The organism is Pseudomonas kitaguniensis, from assembly GCF_009296165.1.
Lineage (GTDB): Bacteria > Pseudomonadota > Gammaproteobacteria > Pseudomonadales > Pseudomonadaceae > Aquipseudomonas > Aquipseudomonas kitaguniensis.
Map to the genome: position 1 here is coordinate 15,277 of NZ_VUAZ01000134.1, position 18,650 is coordinate 33,926.

The 18,650-nt window shown below is 59.7% G+C and carries 13 protein-coding genes and 3 pseudogenes; 10 read left to right on the forward strand and 6 right to left on the reverse strand.

The window, feature by feature from the left end; genetic code table 11:
• Together F0169_RS21600 and F0169_RS21605 are read left to right on the forward strand one after the other, a co-directional pair.
• Positions 1–2,502: a fimbria/pilus outer membrane usher protein gene (locus F0169_RS21600; RefSeq protein WP_152747575.1), complete on the forward strand. Its 2,502-nt coding sequence runs from the start codon at positions 1–3 to the stop codon at positions 2,500–2,502.
• Positions 2,492–3,043 (forward strand): DUF1120 domain-containing protein, encoded by a 552-nt coding sequence (locus tag F0169_RS21605; RefSeq protein ID WP_152747576.1) that lies wholly within the window; start codon positions 2,492–2,494, stop codon positions 3,041–3,043. The genes F0169_RS21600 and F0169_RS21605 overlap by 11 nt, the downstream gene beginning before the upstream one ends.
• On the opposite strand, the gene F0169_RS21610 is transcribed toward F0169_RS21605, so the two are convergent.
• Genes F0169_RS21610 through F0169_RS21625 form a run of 4 tightly spaced genes read right to left on the reverse strand, consistent with a single transcriptional unit; the run spans position 3,015 to position 5,857 of the window.
• Positions 3,015–3,752 carry an amino acid ABC transporter ATP-binding protein gene (locus tag F0169_RS21610; protein ID WP_058413776.1) on the reverse strand — a complete coding sequence of 246 codons (738 nt, stop codon included), beginning with the start codon at positions 3,750–3,752 and terminating at the stop codon, positions 3,015–3,017. The genes F0169_RS21605 and F0169_RS21610 overlap by 29 nt on opposite strands.
• Positions 3,739–4,389: an amino acid ABC transporter permease gene (locus tag F0169_RS21615; RefSeq protein ID WP_058413775.1), complete on the reverse strand. Its 651-nt coding sequence runs from the start codon at positions 4,387–4,389 to the stop codon at positions 3,739–3,741. Before F0169_RS21615 ends, F0169_RS21610 begins: the two co-directional genes overlap by 14 nt.
• The gene (locus tag F0169_RS21620; protein WP_122250762.1) at positions 4,386–5,054 is read right to left on the reverse strand and encodes an amino acid ABC transporter permease; all 669 of its coding nucleotides are present in this window, start codon (positions 5,052–5,054) and stop codon (positions 4,386–4,388) included. Before F0169_RS21620 ends, F0169_RS21615 begins: the two co-directional genes overlap by 4 nt.
• 17 nt (positions 5,055–5,071) lie before the next feature.
• The gene (locus F0169_RS21625) at positions 5,072–5,857 is read right to left on the reverse strand and encodes a transporter substrate-binding domain-containing protein (protein ID WP_058413773.1); all 786 of its coding nucleotides are present in this window, start codon (positions 5,855–5,857) and stop codon (positions 5,072–5,074) included.
• 261 nt (positions 5,858–6,118) lie between these two features.
• Here F0169_RS21625 and F0169_RS21630 point away from each other — a divergent pair, with 261 nt between their 5' ends.
• From F0169_RS21630 to F0169_RS21655, 6 genes and pseudogenes are all read left to right on the forward strand, one after another.
• The gene (locus tag F0169_RS21630) at positions 6,119–6,814 is read left to right on the forward strand and encodes a FadR/GntR family transcriptional regulator (protein WP_152747577.1); all 696 of its coding nucleotides are present in this window, start codon (positions 6,119–6,121) and stop codon (positions 6,812–6,814) included.
• Between the two features lie 120 nt (positions 6,815–6,934).
• Positions 6,935–7,264: a thioredoxin TrxA gene (gene trxA, locus F0169_RS21635; protein WP_058413771.1), complete on the forward strand. Its 330-nt coding sequence runs from the start codon at positions 6,935–6,937 to the stop codon at positions 7,262–7,264.
• A 235-nt stretch (positions 7,265–7,499) separates the two neighbouring features.
• On the forward strand, positions 7,500–8,759 hold the full coding sequence (rho, locus tag F0169_RS21640; RefSeq protein WP_058413770.1) for a transcription termination factor Rho: 1,260 nt from the start codon (positions 7,500–7,502) through the stop codon (positions 8,757–8,759).
• Between the two features lie 156 nt (positions 8,760–8,915).
• Positions 8,916–10,897: pseudogene (locus F0169_RS21645) on the forward strand (acyltransferase family protein).
• A 59-nt stretch (positions 10,898–10,956) separates the two neighbouring features.
• Positions 10,957–12,423, forward strand: a complete 1,467-nt coding sequence (ubiD, locus tag F0169_RS21650; RefSeq protein WP_058413768.1) for a 4-hydroxy-3-polyprenylbenzoate decarboxylase — start codon at positions 10,957–10,959, stop codon at positions 12,421–12,423.
• Positions 12,423–13,390, forward strand: a pseudogene (locus F0169_RS21655) (CDP-6-deoxy-delta-3,4-glucoseen reductase). The gene ubiD and the pseudogene F0169_RS21655 overlap by 1 nt, the downstream one beginning before the upstream one ends.
• Before the next feature lie 36 nt (positions 13,391–13,426).
• Here the strand turns inward: F0169_RS21655 and F0169_RS21660 are convergent.
• A complete protein-coding gene (locus F0169_RS21660) occupies positions 13,427–13,903 on the reverse strand; it encodes a sn-glycerol-3-phosphate transporter (RefSeq protein WP_152747578.1) in 477 nt (158 codons plus the stop codon).
• A gap of 298 nt (positions 13,904–14,201) precedes the next feature.
• Here F0169_RS21660 and F0169_RS21665 point away from each other — a divergent pair, with 298 nt between their 5' ends.
• Together F0169_RS21665 and F0169_RS21670 are read left to right on the forward strand one after the other, a co-directional pair.
• Positions 14,202–16,589, forward strand: coding sequence for a TonB-dependent receptor plug domain-containing protein (locus tag F0169_RS21665; protein WP_152747579.1), 2,388 nt, complete (start codon positions 14,202–14,204; stop codon positions 16,587–16,589).
• 27 nt (positions 16,590–16,616) lie between these two features.
• Positions 16,617–17,271, forward strand: a pseudogene (locus tag F0169_RS21670) (gamma-glutamylcyclotransferase).
• Here the strand turns inward: F0169_RS21670 and glpT are convergent.
• On the reverse strand, positions 17,268–18,605 hold the full coding sequence (gene glpT, locus F0169_RS21675) for a glycerol-3-phosphate transporter (RefSeq protein WP_152747580.1): 1,338 nt from the start codon (positions 18,603–18,605) through the stop codon (positions 17,268–17,270). The pseudogene F0169_RS21670 and the gene glpT sit on opposite strands and share 4 nt — an antisense overlap.
• Positions 18,606–18,650: the final 45 nt, after the last annotated feature.

Sequence of the window (18,650 nt, forward strand, 5' to 3'; positions counted from 1 at the left end):
ATGATCAACCCATCGAGTCACAGCACTACGGCATCGTTCTGGCTCTGCAACCGCACGTTGCTCATAGGGTTTGCGACGCTATGTAGCTCGCCGGGTCTCGTATCTGCGCTGGAGCTTGGTGAGGGCTTCGACCTTGCGGCACTGGCAGCCCACGGGATTGACCCGAAGGTCTCCGAGTACTTTCGCAGCGCGGCGCGTTTTCGCGAAGGTATGCAGGTGGTCGGGTTGCGAGTCAATGGAAACCCGTTGGGGCTGGTGGATGCACGGTTCGACGCGCAGGGGCGATTGTGTTTCACCGCAGGGCTGCTGGACAAAGCCGGGCTGGTAAAGCCCAGCGCGATCATTCGCGAAGACGCCTTGCCGGACCAGGCCTGCCATGATTTTCTGGGTGCGTTCCCGACAACCAATGTGAGGTTGCGCCCTGGCACAGACGAGGTGGCGCTGGTGGTGCCGACCCAGTCACTGCGTGAGCCGCAGTGGGCCGCGGGGCAATTTACCAAGGGCGGAGCGGCGGCGTTATTCAATTATGACGTACTGGGTTTCGACAGCCGCTCGCGCAGTGGGCCCAGCCGGTTTATCTCGGCCTACACCGAGGCAGGTTTCAACCTGGAGGACTGGATTGTTCGCAGCCGCCAGTTCTATGTGTCCGACAACGGCAAGGCGCGCACCGAGCATCTGTACGCGTTTGCCCAACGTGATATTGCCACGCTGCAATCGACTTTCCAGGTGGGCCAGCTCTCCAGCAATAACCCGGTGTTTGGCGGCGTCCAACTGTCGGGCCTGCAGTTTTTCCCCGATGGCCAATCACGCGCTTCAGCGGGCGGCAACAGTGCGGTGGTCGAAGGCCTGGCCCAAAGCCAGTCGCGGATTGAAGTTCGCCAGTCCGGCGTGTTGATCCACAGCACGTTGGTGCCTGAAGGGCCCTTTCGGCTGACCGGTTTGCCGTTGCTCAATGGCACCAGTGACCTTGAAGTCAGCGTGATTGATGTGCGTGGCGCCAGGCGCAGTTTCGTGGTGCCGGCGGCATCGTTTGCAGGCGCAGCACCGGCGGCGCCGGGTTATTACTTCTCGGCGGGCAAGCTGCGCAAAGATAACGGCGAGGAGGGGCCGTCACCGGTGGTTGCCATGGGCAGCGGCACCTGGGGGCTTGGGCAGGATTCGTCTGCGGGTTTTGGGTTGTTGGGCACCGATGAGTATTGGTCGGCAGGCGGCACCCTGAGCAGCGTGTTTTTCCAGCGGGTTTCCGTGAGCGCACGTCATAACCTCTCGCGTGACGGCAAAAACGCAGTGTCCGGCGCGCGCAGCAGCGTGTCCGTGAGCAGCCCTGTATACGCCAATATCGACGTTAACCTCAGTGCAACCACGCAGACCCTGGGTTATCGCGAGGTCACTGAAGCCGGACGGTCAACCAGGGCCAATGAACTGGATTCGCGCTTCAAAAACCAATACACCGCTGGCATGAGTTGGGCCGATCCTGTGGCGGGTGTGTTTTCCCTGGGGTATACGCGCAGTTCGCAATTTGACGGGCGCGCGTCCGAACACGTATTTGCCTCGTGGAACAAGTCATTCAGCCGCGCCGACGTTGCGTTGATCGCTGATTCGCAAGTAGGCGGCACGCGAAGTCGCCGTGATGCCACGCCCGTTGACAGCCAGCGTGAGCGTGCCCTGGACAACGACCTGTCGGTGCGGCTGCAGGTCAGCGTGCCGCTGGGCAGCGATCGGCGTGTGACCAGTTACACCAGCCGCCGTGGCGACCAGTTCACGGCGGGCACAGCGCTCAGTGAACGCGTCAACGACTATGTGAATTACGAAGTGGGGGTCGAGCGCGACCTCAATGCCCGCGACCAATCATTTCGCGGGCAGGTCGGGCTGTTGCCACGTTATACACGGGTAGGCCTGGGTGTCAGCCGCGACCCATTGGGCAGCAGCTATACCGGGCAGTTGCAAGGTGGTGCGGTGGCTCACGCAGGTGGGCTGACCTTCTCGCCTTACACCGTTCAGGACACGTTCGGCATTGTCTCGGTCGGCGACATCGGCGCTGCAAAAGTCGAGACCCCGCAAGGCCCGGTGTGGACCGACTTCAGCGGGCAAGCGGTGATCGCCGGTCTGCCTGCCTACACACCTAGCCGAGTCCAGGTGCAAACCCCGTCCTTGCCCAAACGCGTCGACCTGAAAAACGGTACGCAGACGCTGACTGCGGGCCGTGGCTCCTTTAACGCGGTGGGTTTTGATGTCGTAAAGGTAAGCCGTGTGCTGCTCAACGCGACTGATCAGCAGGGGCGGCCGCTGCCTCAGGGCGCCGCCGTATTCGGCAAAGGCGACCTGTTCCTGACCAGCGTGGTGGGTGAAGGCATGATTTTTCTCAACGACGTCAGTGAGTCGCAAAACCTGCGCGTTTCATTGCCGGACTCTTCCACCTGCCTGTTGCGCATTGACCCCGGGAGCCAGCCTGACAATGACAAATTCTATGAAACCACCTCGGCGGTGTGCCATGGCCGTTAGGCTAAAAAGCCTGCCCCTGGCGTTGCTGTTCGCGGTGCTGGCAGCGCCTGACGCACAGGCAGAAAACTGCCGGTTATCGGTAAGCCAGCCGCGCATCGACTACGGCGCTATTCGCAGGGAAGCGCTGGTTGAACGGACCTCCATCGCGCTCGGCACTCGCTCGTTGCAGGTGAATGTTTTTTGCACTGAGCCTGCGGCAATCGGCCTGCGTTTTATCGGTGTGGCAGCCGATGGGCAGGGGTTTCGGTTTGGTCGCCAAGGGCGATTCAGGCTGAGCCTCAAACATGCCCAAGTGGATGGGCGGGCTGTCGCCTGGGAGGCGCAGCACCTGCCCGGCCAGCCTGCCGGAGGGCAGTTGCTGCCGGGCCAAAGCCTGGTAGCGCGGGCGGCGGGTATGCCGGTAACAGGCCGGCAATTGACCGCCCAAGTCGATATTGATACCGACCTGCCCGCCGATGCCCTGGAGGTGCGCAGCGAGACGCGCCTGGAAGGGCTGGGCAGTTTCGAACTGGTCAGTTCGGTTGTTCCACCGAGCCAATGAAGTTGGCGAGTTCGGGCGTTTTCGGGTTGGCAAATAATGTTTTTGGGTCGCCCACTTCATGCACCTTGCCCTGATGCATGAACACCAACTTGTCGCCGACCTCGCGGGCGAAGCGCATTTCGTGGGTCACCATGATCAAGGTCATGCCGTCCTTGGCCAGTTGGCGCACCACGCTGAGCACTTCATTGACCAGTTCGGGGTCGAGGGCCGAGGTGATTTCATCGCACAACAGCACCTTGGGCGACATGGCCAATGCGCGGGCGATCGCCACGCGTTGTTGCTGGCCACCGGACAGGCGATCCGGGAACGCGTCGAACTTTTCCCCCAGCCCGACCCGCTCCAACATCTGCCTGGCAAGCTGTGCAGCTTTGGCCTTGGGCACTTTCTGCACCACTTGGGGGGCGAGCATGACGTTTTCGCCCACCGTCAGGTGCGGGAACAGGTTGAACTGTTGGAACACCATGCCGACTTTCTGCCGCAGGCTGCGCAAGTCGGCGCGAGCGGCATCAAGGTACTCGCCGTCGACTTCAATCACCCCGTCGTTGATCGACTCCAGGCCGTTGAGGGTACGCAACAAGGTGGATTTGCCCGAGCCGCTACGGCCGATGATCGCCACCACCTGGCCTTCTTCAACGGTCAGGTCGATGCCCTTGAGTACGTGGTGATCGCCGTAATACTTATGCAGGGCGGAAATTCTAAGCAGAGGCATGCAGTCTCCTTTCCAGATAGCGCGCACTGAGTGACAAGGGGTAGCAGAGCAGGAAGTAACCGAGCGCCACCAGGCCGTAGACCATGAAGGGCTCGAAGGTCGCGTTGGCGAGCATGCCGCCGGTTTTGGTCAGTTCGGTAAAGCCGATGATCGAGGTGACGGCGGTGCCTTTAACCACTTGCACCGAAAAACCCACAGTCGGCGCCACAGCAATGCGCAATGCCTGCGGCAAAATCACGTAGCGCAGTTGCTCAAGCGGGTTGAGTGCCAGGCTGGCCGAGGCTTCCCATTGCCCGTGGGCGATGGACTCGACGCAGCCGCGCCATATCTCGGCCAGGTAGGCGCTGGTAAACAGCGTCAAGGCAATCGCCGCCGCCAGCCAGGGCGAAATATCCACCCCCAGCAGGGCGACGCCGAAAAACACCAGGAACAGCTGCATCAACAGCGGCGTGCCCTGGAACAGTTCGATATAAGTGCGCGCAAGATTACGCGGGAAGGTTTTGCGGCTGATGCGCATCGTCATCACCAGCAAACCAATGATGCCGCCACCGATAAACGCCACCAGCGACAGCAGCAGGGTCCATTGCAGGCCGATAGCGAGGTTGCGCACGATGTCCCAGAACGAAAAATCACTCATCGGCTGTTCCTCATCACAAATCGGCGGCCGATCCAGTTGAGCAACTGGCGAATCATCAGCGCCATGCACAGGTACACCAAGGTCGTCAGCGCGTAGGTTTCGAACGCGCGAAAGTTGCGCGACTGGATAAAGTTGGCGGCAAAGCTCAGTTCTTCGGTGGCGATTTGCGAACACACTGCCGAGCCGAGCATCACGATGATGATCTGGCTGCTCAGGGCCGGCCACACCTTGCCCAGTGCCGGCAGCAACACCACGTAGCGGAACGCCTCGAAACGCGTCATCGCCAGTGCCGCTGCGGCTTCCAGTTGGCCGCGAGGAATCGCCTGGATGCCGGCGCGGATGATCTCGGTGGAATACGCCCCCAAGTTGATCACCATTGCCAATACAGCCGCTTGCCACTCGGTGATTTTAAGGCCCAGGGATGGCAAGCCGAAGAAGATGAAGAACAACTGCACCAGAAACGGTGTGTTGCGGATCAACTCGACATACACGCCGAAGAACCAGGCGAACGGCTGGATCTTCCACGCCCGCACCACGGCGCCGACGATGCCCAGGGCCACCCCGAGGATCGCGCCGATGGCCGTCAGCTCAAGCGTGAACAGAGCGCCGCGCAACAGCAGGTCGGTATTTGCCAGCACCGGCACAAAGTCAAATTGATACGCCATGAATCAACTCCGTCGCGTCAAAGATCTGCGGGCAGCGGCTCTTTTAGCCATTGCATCGCGTTCTTTTCCAGGCTGCCGTCGGCCTTGGCCGCGACCAGAATCTGGTTGACCTTCTCAAGCAGCGCCGGCTCGTTCTTGTTCACGCCTACGTACACTGGGGAGTCTTTGAGTTTCACTTTCAGCACCGGCACGCGTTTAGGGCTCCGTTCGCTGATCGCCACCATCACCACGTTGCCGCTGGCAATCAGGTCGACCTGGCCGGCCAGGTAAGCAGCGATGGTCGAGTTGTTGTCTTCGAAGCGTTTGATGGTTGCTTCCTTGGGCGCTACCGCGGTCAACTCGATGTCTTCGATGGCGCCGCGTGTGACGCTGATGGTCTTGCCCTTGAGGTCGTCGGTGGTGCTGACGGTCGCATCAGGCGGGCCGAACACCGCCAGGTAGAACGGCGCGTAGGCCCTGGAAAAATCGATTACCTTTTCGCGCTCCGGGTTTTTGCCCAAGCTGGAAATCACCAAGTCGACTTTGCCGGTGGTAAGGAACGGAATGCGGTTGGTGCTGTTCACCGGGGTCAGCTCCAGCTTGACCTTGAGCTGGTCGGCCAGCAGCTTGGCGGTGTCGATGTCCAGGCCGCGGGGTTTCATGTCGGGGCCGACCGAGCCGAACGGCGGGAAGTCCTGCGGCACGGCAACTTTGAGGGTGCCACGGGCGACGATGTCGTCCAGACCATTGGCCTGGGCGGGTGCCTGGCTCAGCATCAGGCTGGCAAACAGGGCAGTGAGCAGGGCGCTGTAGCGCTTGGTCATGGCAACTCTCCGAAGGGCGAAGGAATTTTTTGTTTCTGCTCATGGCGTGATTGCACAGCGCATGCCATCACCGGCTGAATCGTCTGCAAGGCCGGGATTCGTTGAGGTTCGGCGGTCTTACTGGTCTGAACAGTTAGCTCGCTTTTCGCACCTTTTTCGAGCGCCGATAAAACCCCGCGAACCCCTTTGGGGCGTGGCTTGCCTAGGTCCCGGAATAGCTTTACAACTAGCCGCTCAGTTGTCTGGAACTACGAGTTTTTTATGAATTCCATCGCCCAAGCCGTACCGGAAGCGGCCCTGCAGGCCATCCGAAAACTGATCAAAGAGCAGGGCTTCGCAGCGGGCGATGCGTTGCCGTCCCAGCGCGACCTGGCGGTGCAGTTAGGCGTCAGCCGGGCATCGTTGCGCGAGGCGTTGTCATCCTTGAGTGCCTTGGGCGTGGTCAGCGTACAGCCGGGTAAAGGCGTGTTCGTGCAGGAGGTGCAAGAAGCACCGGGGTTTGCGTGGCCCTTCGCAGCCCAGGCTACGCCATTGGATATTTTCCAGTTGCGCTATGCCCTGGAGGGGTTTGCAGCGGGCTTGGCGGCAGTGACATTAACCCTCGATGAGCTGGACAGCCTGCAAGACAATGTCGAGGCGATGCGCAAGGTGCTTAAGGCCGGCGACTTTGAAGCGGCCGGCCGGCTCGACTTCGAATTCCATCAACGGATCTTGCTGGCCAGCGGCAACCAGGCGATGGTGAGTATCTTGAGTGCCAGTGCCGAGGTGTTTCTGGAGAGTCAGAAACTACCGTTCATCCGGCCGGAACGGGCCATGGAAACCTGGCAGGAGCACCGCAGGATTTTGCGTGCGCTGGCCCGGCGCGCCAGTGCGGCGGCGCAGAAAACCATGCAGGAACATGTACGCAATGCGGCCTTGCGCACCGGCATCGCCTTCGTCACGCCGGTTGCGCCGTGAGTGGGGTATACCCAAACTCATTCATCACCATAGCAAGACTCAATCAGCGGCGGCTTCCTGAACGGGGGAAGGGCGGCTATGATGGGCCACGTTTTTTTTGCTTACAATCCGGAGACATCCATGAGCAACGATCTTATCAAGCACGTCACCGACGCGACCTTTGAGGCCGAAGTACTCAAGGCTCAGGGCCCGGTGCTGGTTGACTACTGGGCTGAATGGTGTGGCCCTTGCAAAATGATCGCCCCTGTTCTGGACGACATTGCGACCACCTACGAAGGCAAGTTGACCATTGCCAAACTGAACATCGACGACAATCAGGAAACCCCGGCCAAGCACGGCGTGCGTGGTATTCCGACCCTGATGCTGTTCAAGGGCGGCGAAGTTGCGGCGACTAAAGTCGGCGCGCTGTCGAAGTCCCAACTGCAAGCTTTCCTCGACGCCAACATCTAAGCGTCGTCAAAAAAGCCCCGCAAATAGCGGGGCTTTTTCGTGAAACAGGGCTAGACGCTCCGAAACTCAGGTGGTACATTCGGCCCCGCACTGGTTTCTCCACTGCCCCCTGCAAGCCGTCGCCGACGCATTCCTTTTTGATTAGTACGCGATCCTGTCGCCTTCTCTGCGGCGCGGCCTCATTAAGCCAAAAGCTTAATTTCCCCCCCTCCATAAATGATTACGTCATTCCTATATGAATCTGACTGAACTCAAGCAAAAGCCGATTACCGACCTGCTCCAATTGGCCGAAGAGATGGGCATAGAAAATATGGCCCGTTCGCGCAAGCAGGATGTGATTTTCTCCCTGCTCAAAAAGCACGCAAAAAGCGGTGAGGAAATCTCCGGTGATGGCGTGCTGGAGATTCTCCAGGACGGCTTCGGCTTCCTCCGCTCCGCTGACGCTTCCTATCTTGCCGGCCCAGACGACATTTACGTCTCGCCGAGCCAGATCCGTCGCTTCAACTTGCGCACTGGTGACACCATCGTTGGCAAGATCCGTCCCCCGAAGGAAGGCGAGCGTTATTTCGCCCTGCTCAAGGTCGACACGATCAACTTTGACCGTCCCGAGAACGCGAAAAACAAGATTCTCTTCGAGAACCTGACCCCGCTGTTCCCGACCATTCGGATGAAGATGGAAGCCGGTAACGGTTCCACCGAAGACTTGACTGGCCGTGTCATCGACCTGTGCGCCCCGATCGGTAAAGGCCAGCGCGGCCTGATCGTCGCACCGCCGAAAGCCGGTAAGACCATCATGCTGCAGAACATCGCAGCGAACATCGCGCGTAACAATCCTGAAGTTCACTTGATCGTGTTGCTGATCGATGAGCGTCCGGAAGAAGTAACCGAAATGCAGCGCACCGTGCGCGGCGAAGTGGTTGCCTCGACGTTCGATGAGCCGCCAACCCGCCACGTGCAGGTTGCCGAAATGGTCATCGAGAAGGCCAAGCGCCTGGTCGAACACAAGAAAGACGTGGTGATTTTGCTCGACTCCATCACCCGTCTGGCGCGTGCCTACAACACCGTGATCCCGAGCTCCGGCAAGGTACTCACCGGTGGTGTTGATGCCCACGCCTTGGAGAAACCAAAGCGTTTCTTCGGCGCCGCGCGCAACATCGAAGAAGGCGGCTCGCTGACCATTATCGCCACCGCGCTGGTTGAAACCGGCTCGAAGATGGACGAAGTGATCTACGAGGAGTTCAAGGGTACCGGCAACATGGAACTGCCCCTGGACCGTCGTATCGCTGAAAAACGCGTGTTCCCGGCGATCAACATCAACCGTTCCGGCACCCGCCGCGAAGAGTTGCTGACCGCCGACGACGAACTGCAGCGCATGTGGATTTTGCGCAAGCTGCTGCACCCGATGGACGAAGTTGCGGCCATCGAGTTCCTGATCGACAAGTTGAAAACCACCAAGACCAACGACGAGTTCTTCTTGTCGATGAAGCGTAAATAATACGACGCTTCAGGTCCGAAAAATGGCGCCCTACGGGGCGCCATTTTTTTTTGTATCAAAAAAGGGAGGTTTGCAGCACCAAAGTGTCAGTTATGAAACAAAAAAGTTGAGCGACGCTACGCTCATCTCCATCCGTATCTGCCTGACCTTAAATTTATGACCACTTTTGCTTACCGAAGAGACATTGATGGCCTGCGCGCCATCGCTGTCCTGGCTGTTGTACTGTTTCACTTTGGAGTACCGGGCTTCACTGGCGGCTTTGTCGGCGTAGACGTGTTTTTCGTGATTTCCGGCTACCTGATCACCTCGATCATCTGGCGCGAACGCCAGGTCGGTCGCTTCAGTTTCGTCGATTTCTGGGCGCGCCGTGCCCGGCGTATCTTGCCAGCCCTGTTTGTGATGATGGCGGCCACACTGGTGGTGGGTTGGTTTCTGCTGGCGCCCAAGGACTACGAGGCATTGGGGCGGTCGGCGCATTACCAGGTGACATTCACCTCCAACCTGCTGTTTGCGCGCCAGCACGGTTATTTCGACTCGGCTTCCGACATCAAACCCTTGCTGCACACCTGGTCGCTGGCGGTGGAGGAGCAGTTCTATATTCTATTTCCACTGCTGCTGGCAGTGCTTTCAAGCCGCCTGAAACACTGGCGTCTGGCGTTGTTCGGCGTGCTGCTGGTGTCTTTCGGCATGAGCGTCTGGGCGGTCGCTCATCAGCCGCAAAAAGCCTTCTTTCTGTTGCACTTGCGGGCTTGGGAGTTGCTCGCCGGGGCAATGCTGGCGGTGATGCCGTTGCGTGAATGGCGCGCCTCGCCGGCCCTGGCGCAAGGGGTCAGCTTGGTGTCCATGGCGTTGATCCTGATAGCCGTATTCGGTTTCGACCGACATACCGCGTTCCCTGGCGCGGCCGCTTTGCTGCCGGTGTTGGGCGTGGTCGGGTTGATCTGGGCGAATGGGCAACAGCACACGGCGGTCGGGCGTTTGTTGAGTTCGCGGGTGATGGTCGGCCTGGGGCTTATTTCGTATTCCTGGTACCTGTGGCACTGGCCGGTGTTTGTGTACGCCAACTATGCCGCGGTGGACGGTTTGAGCGCGCTTGAGCTGGCCGGGCTGATGCTGCTGAGCCTGGTACTGGGCTACCTTTCGTGGCGATTTGTAGAAGCGCGTTTCGCGAAAAACGCCTGCTGGCCGGGCGCAAAGCGATCCTTGCGGCCGCCGCAGCCGGCATCCTGTGTCTGGGTTTTACAGGCCTGGCATTGCGCGAGGCGAAGGGTGTGCCTTGGCGCTTGTCCGAGCAGGCCCTGCGTTACGCCCAAGCGAAGACATGGAGCCCGGAACTGATGGCCTGCATGGCCAACAAAGACACCCCCGACGATCGGCTGTTCTGCCACTTCGGCCCCAAAAACCGCTCGACGTCTGCGCTGGTCTGGGGCGACAGCCATGCCACGGCGCTGGTTCCGGCGCTCGAAGACGCTGCCAAACGGCACACTATCAGCCTGGCCCAGACCAGTTTTGCCGGTTGTGTGCCGCTTGATGGTCTGGAGAACATCGCCCGCTGCGCACGTTTCAATCAACGCGTCGAGAAGGCCATGGCCGCGCAATCGTTCACTGATGTGGTGCTGGTGGCGCGCTGGAGCCTGTACCTGTACGGGCAAATGTCGGGGGACAAAGAGCACGCGCTAAAAGACCCGGGCACAGGCCAATACGTGCGTGCCATCGCCGAGCAGCGCTTCGCCGAAGGCCTGCGCGAGCGCATCAAAGGGTTGCGCGCCGCCGGGTATCACGTGTGGCTGGTCAAGGAAGTACCGTTGCAGGAAATCATCGTTCCCTACCGCCTCAGTCGCCTGGCCATGATGCACCGGCCGGTCGACGGTGAAGGGCTGCCGGTAGCGGAACATCAGAAGCGCCAGCGCTTTATTACCCAACTGTTCGACGAACTGGCCGCGGCCGACCGTGGCGTTAGCGTGCTGGACCCGGCGCCCCTGCTGTGTGGCGCCGATGGCCTGTGCCGGGTGGAGCTCAACGGCCGTGCGCTGTACACCGACGATAACCATCTTTCGGACGTCGGGGCGCGGCACATTGAGGCGTTCCTGGAGCCCTTGTTCAATTCGCTGCAATCGCGCGGGCTGACGGCCAATTAAGCTGCCAGCCGCCTTCAGAGCAGGTAGGATGTAGGCCTATTTTACGGGTGGCATGGTTAATGAAATTCAAGGATCTTCGGGATTTCGTGCAGCAACTTGAGCAGCGCGGAGAGTTGAAACGTATCCAGGTACCGGTTTCGCCGGTGCTGGAAATGACTGAGATTTGTGACCGTACCCTGCGCAGCAAGGGCCCGGCACTGCTGTTCGAAAACCCGACCGGCTTTGATATTCCGGTGCTCGGCAACCTGTTCGGTACGCCCGACCGCGTGGCCTTTGGCATGGGCGCCGAGTCGGTCAGCGAGCTGCGCGAGATCGGCAAGCTCCTGGCCTTCCTCAAGGAGCCCGAGCCACCCAAGGGCCTGAAGGATGCCTGGTCGAAGCTACCGATCTTTCGCAAGATCATTGCCATGGCGCCCAAGGTGGTCAAGGACGCGGTGTGCCAGGAAGTGGTGATCGAGGGTGATGATGTCGACCTCGGCATGCTGCCCGTGCAGACCTGCTGGCCCGGCGACGTCGGCCCGCTGATCACGTGGGGCCTTACTGTGACCAAAGGCCCGAACAAGGATCGCCAGAACCTGGGTATCTACCGTCAGCAAGTGATCGGCCGCAATAAAGTGATCATGCGTTGGCTGAGCCACCGTGGCGGCGCACTCGACTTTCGTGAGTGGTGCGAAAAACATCCCGGCAAGCCTTTCCCGGTTTCCGTCGCCCTGGGCGCTGACCCGGCGACCATCCTTGGCGCCGTCACGCCGGTGCCCGACAGCCTGTCTGAATATGCCTTCGCCGGTCTGTTGCGCGGTAACCGCACCGAACTGGTGAAGTGCCGCGGCAACGACCTGCAAGTGCCGGCCAGTGCGGAAATCATCCTCGAAGGCGTGATTCATCCGGGCGAAATGGCCGACGAAGGCCCTTACGGCGACCACACCGGTTACTACAACGAAGTCGACAGCTTCCCGGTGTTCACGGTCGAGCGCATTACCCACCGGATCAAGCCGATCTACCACAGCACCTACACCGGCCGGCCACCGGATGAACCGGCTATCCTGGGTGTGGCGCTGAACGAAGTGTTTGTGCCGATCCTGCAAAAGCAGTTCCCGGAGATCACCGACTTCTACTTGCCGCCCGAAGGCTGCTCGTACCGCATGGCCATTGTGACCATGAAGAAGTCCTATCCAGGCCACGCCAAACGGGTAATGCTGGGAGTGTGGTCGTTTTTGCGACAGTTCATGTACACCAAATTCGTTATCGTCACCGACGACGACATCAATGCTCGCGACTGGAACGACGTGATCTGGGCCATCACCACGCGCATGGACCCCAAGCGCGACACGGTGATGATCGACAACACGCCGATCGACTACCTCGACTTCGCCTCGCCGGTGTCGGGCCTCGGTTCAAAGATGGGCCTGGATGCCACCCACAAATGGCCGGGTGAAACCACCCGCGAGTGGGGCCGGGTGATCGTCAAGGATGAGGCTGTGACTGCCCGTGTCGATGCTATGTGGAAAGAATTGGGAATAGATTGATGCGTGTAACCCTGCAACCTTCCGGCGCGGTACTGGAACTGATCCCTGGCGAGCGAATCCTTGAAGGCGCGCGCGTCTGGGCTACGAGTGCCCTCAGGCGTGTCGCAATGGCGTGTGCCATGTGTGTGCGGCGTTGTTGGTTGAGGGCCGGGTGCTGCAAGCCGGTGAGGTGCTCGATCACGGTGAGTTTTACACCTGCATCGCCGAGCCGCTGGAAGATTGCATTGTGTTATGGGATGGCGTGCTGGCGCCGGGAGAGTTGCCGTTGCGCAAGTTGTCGTGCCAATTGAGTGAATGTGTGGAGGTCGGTGGTGATGTGTGGCGCGTGCGCCTGCTTGCCCCGGCCGGTAAAGCGCTGCGTTACCACGCTGGGCAATACTTGATGATCGAGCGGGAGAATGGCGAGAAGTCGGCGTTCTCGCTGGCGTCGGCGCCGCATTCCGGGCGTGAGCTGGAGTTGCATGTGCTGGTGCGGGAAGACAGCGCGCGCAACCTGCTTGAGCAGTTGCAGCGTAATCAGATGGCGCGCATCGAATTGCCTTTTGGCGACACGCACCTTGCCGAGCTACCCGACGGGCCGTTGGTGTTGATCGCCGCGGGTACCGGCATGGCGCAGATGCACAGCTTGATAGAGCATTGCCGCGCTTCCGGTTTCAAGCACCCGGTGCATTTGTACTGGGGTGTGCGTCGGCCGGAGGATTTTTACCAGATCGAGCACTGGGATCAATGGCTGCAACTGCCGAATCTGTTCCTGCACAAAGTGGTCAGCGACCTGTGTGGTTGGCAAGGGCGTTGCGGGCTGCTGCATGAAGCGGTGTGTGAAGATATTCGCGATCTCAAGGGTGTGCACGTCTACGCAAGTGGCTCGCCTGCGATGATCTACGGCACGCTGGATGCGCTGGTTGACGCCGGCATGGACGCGCATCAGATGCGTGCTGATGTGTTCGCCTACGCACCGCGCCCTTAATGTGGGAACCGGCGCCGACACAGATAGGCAGTGTCGTTAGAAACGCGCCCCCGCCGTCAGCATCGCCGCATTAAAGCCCAGCAACACCAACTCGCTGGTCACCGGGCCGAAATTCACGCCCACCGAGGGGATGATCGCCGGTGCCACGCCAAAGCGGTTGAGCGGGATTTTGTCGCGGTACTTGCCGCGATACCCCTGAAGCGCGCCTGCGGTCACCTTCATGTAGAACGGCGAGTCGCCAAGGTCATAGCGTTTACCCGCGTAAACATAATATGAGCGCTGGCTGAACGAGTTGCGAAAGGTCGCCCCGCCGTATACCAGCCCGGACGCTTCGTTGCGCTCCAGGTTGATCAAATCCTGGTTGTTGTTGTGCTTGGGGTTCGGTGAAAAGTGCTGGGTGTAGAGGCTCGTCTGGGCGTACCAGAAGCCCTTATCGCCTTTGACGGTCGCCTCAGAGGCCAGCGCAGTAGCGGCTTGTGCCATAAGCAGCAAGCCGGAATAAACGTACTTCATGGTTCGACCTCGATAGTCGTTTGAATAGGCGGCTAATGTGGGGTCGCTAAACTTCTACAGTTTGGCGGCTAACGTCCTGCGGGGCCTGAACCTGCGCTGAAGGTTTGGTCGCCTATGCTTATGCAATTAAGGTATTACTTATGTAGGAAAAATCTCATTAAGCTATAAGGCAACGGACTACCGCCTTTCATCAATCACCAATAACTGACCGCCACCGCCCGCCAGACGGATCGATCGTAAGCACTCAGAGCAGCAAGTTCTGATGTTTGATGCCTGGGTTTAAAGGAGTGGGAGCGGTATGGGGAGCTACAACAAACACGCGCTGTACACAGCGATTTTGTCGGCCAATTTGCTGACCGCTGTGGGATTTAATCCAGCCTTGGCGGCCGAAACAGCCGCTGCCGATGTGCCAAAACTCGACACCGTGATCGTCACCGGTACGCGCGCCCAAGAGCGCACCGCCAGTGCTTCGCTTTCGCCGATTGATGTGATTTCCGGCGAAACCTTGCGCAGCACCGGCTCCGATGAGCTGGGAGCAGTGCTGGCGCGCTTGATTCCGTCGATCAACTTCCCGCGTCCAAGCCTGGTGGATGGCGCCGAGCTGGTGCGCCCTGCGCAGTTGCGCGGCCTGTCGCCGGATCAGGTGTTGGTGCTGGTCAACGGTAAACGTCGCCACACCAGTGCGTTCGTTAACCTCGGCGGGGCCGTTGGCCGTGGCTCGGCACCGGCGGACTTGAATGCAATTCCGTTGTCGGCGGTCGACCACGTTGAAGTGCTGCGTGACGGTGCGTCGGCGCGCTATGGCTCTGACGCGATTGCCGGGGTAATCAACGTGATCCTCAAGCACGACGACCATGGCGGTTCGGTCTCGAGCAAATTCGGCGAATACAAAAAGGGCGATGGTATTCAACGCAATGTCAGCGGCAATACCGGCTTGGCGCTGGGTGACAACGGTTTTATCAACCTTTCCGCCGAAGGTGCCGACAACGATTACACCAACCGTGCCGGCGATGATTTCCGCCCGGCCAGCGTAGGTTCCACCACCTACGGCCAGCGTGTGTTCCGCCAGGGCGAGCCGGCTACCAATGAAGGCAAGTTGCAGTTCAACTCCGAGTATTCCTTCAGCGACGGGCTGGAGTTCTACACGTTCGGCGGCTACAGCAAGCGACGTGGCGAAACCGCAGCGTTCTACCGGGCCAGCAATGCGTCCAACAACATTGCAGCGCTCAACCCCAATGGCTACTTGCCGCTGATCAAGGGCAACCTTGAGGACACCTCATTGGTGGTGGGCTTGCGCGGCTTGCTGGCCTACGACTGGCACTATGACCTGTCGGCCAACTATGGCAAAAACCAGTACGAATTAAGCACCGACACCATCAACACCTCACTCGGCCTTGCTACGCCGCGCAAGTTCGACAATGGCACCCTGAGCAACGATCAGAAGCAAGTCAGCCTGGACCTCTCACGTGAATTCGACGTGGGCTTTTTGCCTTACCCGGTGTCGGTAGCTTTTGGTGGCGAATACCTGCACCAGGGCTATGAGATCGAAGCGGGCGAGCCTGCGTCCTATTACCAGACCGGCAGCTCGGGCCTCGGTGGTTTCCGTGATGCCGACGCCGGCAGCAGCTCGCGGCATAACTGGGCGCAGTACCTGGACCTGGAAACCAACTTCACCGAAAAGCTCAGCGCCTCGGCCGCCGTGCGGCATGAGGATTACAGTGACTTTGGCTCCAACGTCAGCGGCTCGCTGTCGGCGCGGTATGACTTCACCCCGCAGGTGGCGTTGCGTGGCAGCATTTCCAACGGTTTCCGCGCGCCATCCCTGGCCCAGCAGAATTTTGCCTACACCTCGTCGCAGTTGATCGGCAGCACCATTCAGGAGGCGGGCACCTTTCCGGCCGACAGCAAAGTGGCAAGACTGCTCGGCGCCGAAGACCTGAAAGCCGAAAAGTCACGTAACTACAGCCTCGGCCTGGTGCTGGAGCCTGCAGATGACCTGACCGTAACGCTCGACGTTTATCGCATCGACATCCGCGACCGTATCAGCCTGTCCTCCAACCTTAATCTGAACCCGGCGACCGTGGCTTACCTGCAAGCCAACGGTGTTGGCAACATCAACTACACCAGCGCGCGCTACTTCACCAACGCCACTGATACCAGCACCGATGGCGTCGATTTGGTGGCCAACTATCGTTATCAATTCGATAACGGCATTCGTTGGAACAGCACGGTAGGGTATAACTACAACCACACCAAAGTGACGGACGTGAAAGCTAACCCGGCCATTCTGGACAGTTTGGGCGCCAACCTGGTGCGGGTGGACCGCCGCGAGCGTATCGGTTTACTCGGCGACACCACGCCGCAGCACAAACTCAGCCTGGGTAACGATTTCACCTACGGCCGTTGGGCACTGCACAGCAACCTGGTGCGTTATGGTGAGTTCACCAGTTACCAGGCGGACAAGGTCAACGACCAGACCTTCAAGGCGGCTTGGGTGCTGGACCTGTCGGCGGACTACAAACTGAAGAACTGGACGTTCACCGTGGGCGGTGACAACGTCACCGACAAATACCCGGAGAAGGTCAATGCCTACGCCAGCAGTGGCGGCAATTTGGCCTATAGCACTTTTTCGCCGTACGGTTACAGCGGCGCGTTTTATTACGGTAAAGTTGCTTACAACTGGTAATACACAGGAGGCGCACCGCTTTTCGCCATGACCGCCATTGAAACCGATCTTTTGCAATTGGCTTACCCTCCGCGGCTCGATCTTGGGCCGCAACTCACTCACGAACAGTTAATGAGCTCGATGCAGGCCACGATGGCCCGGCATAAGGGTGGGCCGGTCTGGCTATTCGCCTACGGGTCGTTGATCTGGCGGCCTGAATGTTCGTCGACCGAGCGCGTGCGTGCGCGGGTTCACGGTTACCACCGGGGCTTGTACCTGTGGTCCCCACGAGCATCGCGGCACGCCGGAATTGCCGGGGTTGGTGTTCGGGCTGGACCGTGGCGGTTCCTGCAGCGGGTTTGCCTACCGTTTGCCGGAAGACCAGTTGGAAGCCTCGCTTTACGCCTTGTGGCAGCGCGAGATGCCTTACCCCTCCTACCGGCCGCACTGGCTGACCTGCCGTTTGGAAGATGGCAGCCAGGTTCAGGCGCTGGGTTTTGTGTTGGAGCGGCACTTGCCCAGCTATGCTGGCAACTTGCCCGACATCGTACTCAATCACGTGCTGCAAAGCGCTTGCGGGCGTTACGGCACGACTCGCGATTATGTCGAGCAGACCGTTAACGCCCTGCGTAGCCACGCCATGCCAGATAAAAACCTGGAGGCGCGGCTCAAGCGTTGTGCAAAGGATTGCTCAGGCGATTAACGCGCTGTGCTGACACTGTTGGTGTGCCACAGCGTTGGGATCAGGAACGCGATCGCCAATAGGCACGCACCTATCAGCAGGATAAAACCACCGTCCCAGCCGAAATGGTCAACGGTGTAGCCCATGGCCGCACTGGCTGCCACCGAGCCACCCAAGTAGCCGAACAAGCCGGTGAAGCCCGCCGCGGTGCCAGCGGCTTTTTTCGGCGCCAACTCCAGCGCCTGCAGGCCGATCAGCATCACCGGGCCGTAGATCAGGAAGCCGATGGAGAACAGCGCAATCATGTCGACCATCGGGTTGCCTGGCGGGTTGAGCCAGTAAACCAGGGTCGCCACGGTGACCAAGGCCATGAATACGATGCCGGTCAGCCCACGATTGCCACGGAAGATCTTGTCCGACATCCAGCCGCACAGCAGCGTGCCCGGAATACCTGCCCACTCATAGAAGAAGTACGCCCACGAGGTTTTATCCACGTCGAAGTGCTTGGCTTCCTTGAGGTACGTCGGTGCCCAGTCCAGCACGCCGTAGCGCAACAGGTAGACAAACACGTTAGCGAAGGCGATGTACCAAAGCATTTTGTTGCGCAGCACGTACTTGACGAAGATTTCCTTGGCGCTGAATTCGTCTTCGTGGCTGGCGTCGTAGCCTTCCGGGTAATCGTTTTTGTATTGCTCAATCGGTGGCAGGCCGACCGACTGCGGCGTGTCGCGCATGGTGATGAAGGCAAACGCCGCCACGGCCAGGGCCACGGTCGCCGGCACGTAAAACGCTGCATGCCAGTCGTTAAACCACGCCATGCCGAGCAAGAACAGCGGGCCGATCAGGCCGCCGCCGACGTTATGCGCCACGTTCCATACCGACACCACGCCGCCGCGTTCTTTCTGCGACCACCAGTGCACCATGGTCCGCCCGCTGGGTGGCCAGCCCATGCCTTGGGCCCAGCCGTTGATGAACAGCAAAATGAACATCATGGTCACGCTGGACGTTGCCCAAGGTGCGAAACCGAAAATGAACATTACGCCCGCCGACACCAGCAGGCCAAAAGGCAGGAAGTAACGCGGGTTCGAGCGGTCGGACACCAGGCCCATCAGGAACTTGGACAGGCCGTAGGCAATCGCAATCGCCGACATCGCCAAGCCCAGTTGGCCGCGGGTGTAGCCCTCGTCAATCAAGTACGGCATGGCCAGCGAGAAGTTTTTGCGCAGCAAGTAGTAGCCGGCGTAACCGAAGAAAATACCGGCGAAGATCTGCCAACGCAGTCGTCGATACGTGCTGTCTATTTTTTCTTCAGGCAGGGGCGCCTGGTGTGCGGCAGGACGAAAGAAAGCAAACATTCAAGAGCTCCAAATTTCTTGTTTTAACTGCGGATGCGAATGTTA